Raw genomic sequence first — 2586 nt, 5'->3', positions numbered from 1 at the left:
CCGGGCAGGGAACCGTGCTTGCCATCGGCCTTGCTGACAGTGGTGTCGGCCTTGGGCGCCTTGGCCTTGACGTCATGACCCTTGACCGGCTTCTCAGGTGAGACCGCCGAGGGCTTCTGATAGCTGTCGGCCACCGCGGCGGCCATCGGCAACATCGGCAGCAGTGACCCGACGAGGGTGGCCGCGACGGTCGCGGACACTCTGCCTCGGGTCCGCCGCGCGACGGACCGTTCCGTTCTCATTCGGTGCAACTTTCTTCAGGGGTCGGCCCGTTCGGGCCGTGACAGGAAGCGGGCCGGGCAGCTGGGTGCTGCCCGGCCCGCTCGAAAGGGGTGGTCAGACGCCGTTGGCGGTGCTCAGGTCGGCGTTGTAGTCGGCGAGCTTGATGATCTGAGTGGGGCTCAGAACACCCTGGTAGAGCCAGACGTCCTCGAGTTCGCCGGAGAAGTACTCGCCCCAGGCACTGCCCGAGCGGTTACGGCCGAACTGCAGACCACCGGTCGCCTCGTAGGGCTGGGAGGCCCCGGCGGAGGAGATGTGCGGGACGCAGCCGGTCGAGCCGGCGGTGCAGGTCTGGTTCTCGCTCTGGCCGTTGACGTAGAGCACGATCCTCTGGGTGAAGGCGTCGTAGCTGACGGCGAGGTGGGTCCAGTTCTCCCACACCGAGTACTGCGGGGTGTGGGTGACCGTGGTGCGGACCGCACCGGTCGCGGCGTCGGTCGTGCGGACCTCGGCCTGCCACTCACCACTGGGCTGCCCGTTGGCGTCCAGGCCCAGGTAGTGCCAACGCACCGTCACCGGGCTGTTGTTGGCGCCCGCGAAGGAGAGCGCCGTCATGTCCCGGGTGGGGGTGCCCGCGGTGTTCGCCCAGCCGGCCAGCGTGAAGCTCTGACTGGTGTGCACGGGGTTGGCCGCGGTGGCGGCGTAGCCGGTGGTGCCGTTCAGCGCGAGCGCGCCCGGGTTGATCAGGATGCCGCTGCCCGGGTTGATCGTGGCGTTCCCGCCGAGGGTGGCCCCGTTGTGGCCGGCGCTCTCGTCGGGAGCGACGGCCGGGCTGCCCGTGGCGGAGCTGAGGCGCCAGCGGCCGGCCAGGACCGGGTGCTGCTGGGCCATCGCGGTGGCTTCGGGGGTAGTGACCACCCGGTCGAAGATCCGCACGTCGTCGATGTCGCCGCCGAAGAACTCGCCGTTGGCGCCTTCGCGGTTGACGGCGCCGATCTGCAGCGGGCCGGGGTTGGCCCACGGCGAGTTCTGCGTGTAGTCCGACTCGGCGACCAGGTAGCCGTTGATGTAGAAGCGCAGCTTCTTCGCGGTGGTGTCGTTGACGCCGATCAGGTGCGTCCACTCGCCGGTGTTGCCGGCGAAGCACGGCACGCCGTTGGTCACGGTGCCCGGGGTGCAGTCGTTCTGCCAGGTGCGCACCAGGGTGTCGACGGAGGTGTCCTCCTTGTACCGGCCGAAGGACCAGCGCTTCCAGGCGGCCGAGTAGTACAGCGAGAACTCGCTGTTGTGCTGGCCGATCTGGCTGATGGCGATGCGGGCGGTGGTGTCGTTGTCGGCGAGCTTGGGCAGCTTCACCCACGCCGAGACCGAGAAGTCCCGGGTGCCGTCCACCTGCGGACGGGCGGTGCGCAGGTAGCCGGTGGAGCCGTCGAGGTGGATGGCCTTGCCGTCGATGCCGGGCTGGCCGACCTGGACGCCGTTGTAGGCGGTCAGGGCGTCGGTCTCACTGACGCCGGCCTTCGGGCTGTTGCCCTCGAAGTTCCAGACCGCCTTGGCCCCGCGGCCGGTGGTCACCGGCTGGCCGGCGGCGGCCTTGGCGGCCTCCGCAGCGGTCAGCGGGCGGTCCCACAGCTTGACCTCGTCGATCGAGCCCTGCCAGGGGTCGGTCATCGCACCGCGGTACTTGGCGCGACCGATCTCCAGGCCGCTGCGGGCGTCCCAGGGGAGGCCGGCGGTGATCGAGGTGGCGGCGACGCCGTTGACGTACAGGGTGATGGTGTTGTTCGCCGGGTTGTAGACGCCGAGCAGGTGGGTCCACTGGCCGACCGTCACGGGGGCGGTGGACAGGCTGTTCTGGACGTCGAAGACCGCGGCGGAGGTGTCCTGGCTGATCGTGCGCAGCGACCACTGTCCGTTGACCAGGCCGATGGAGAAGCGCTGGGTCTGCTGGCCGCTGATGCTGACCACGGCCCGGTTGCGGGTGGTGTCGGCGACATTGGCCCAGGCGGAGACGGTGAATCCCTTCGTGGTGTCCACGACGGGGGTGTTGACGCTCGCGTAGCCGTTGGCGGTGCCGTCCAGGGCGAGGGCCTCACCCGAGTGCCCCGCCGCACCGAGGGTGGCACCGGAGCCGAGGGTGGCCTCGAACGTGCCGCCGGTGCCCGCCAGGGCGGTGCCGGAGGTCTCGTCCATGTTCCAGGCGACCCGCTGCGGCTGCCCGGTCGACACGTTGAAGTAGTACGTCTCGGGCTGCGAGACGGTCCCGACCCCGTTGACGGCGCGTGCCGTCAGGATGTGCAGGCCGGCGGTCTGCGGGAGCACCTTGACGGTCTGTGCCGCGCCGCCGGTGGTGGCGACGTCGGT

General features: G+C 70.1%; 2 protein-coding genes. Both read right to left on the bottom strand.

Annotated features, from left to right (window positions below; all coding sequences use genetic code 11):
- A partial coding sequence (locus tag ACIQF6_RS36235) for a hypothetical protein (protein ID WP_400903294.1) occupies positions 1-200 on the bottom strand: 200 nt, incomplete at its 3' end.
- 136 nt (positions 201-336) lie between these two features.
- On the bottom strand, positions 337-2586 hold a 2250-nt coding region (locus tag ACIQF6_RS36230; protein ID WP_400903291.1), incomplete at its 5' end, for a LamG domain-containing protein.

The sequence above is a fragment of the Kitasatospora sp. NPDC092948 genome, assembly GCF_044754805.1.
In the GTDB taxonomy this organism is placed as follows: Bacteria; Actinomycetota; Actinomycetes; order Streptomycetales; family Streptomycetaceae; genus Kitasatospora.
This window is presented reverse-complemented; position numbering and strand designations above follow the sequence as displayed.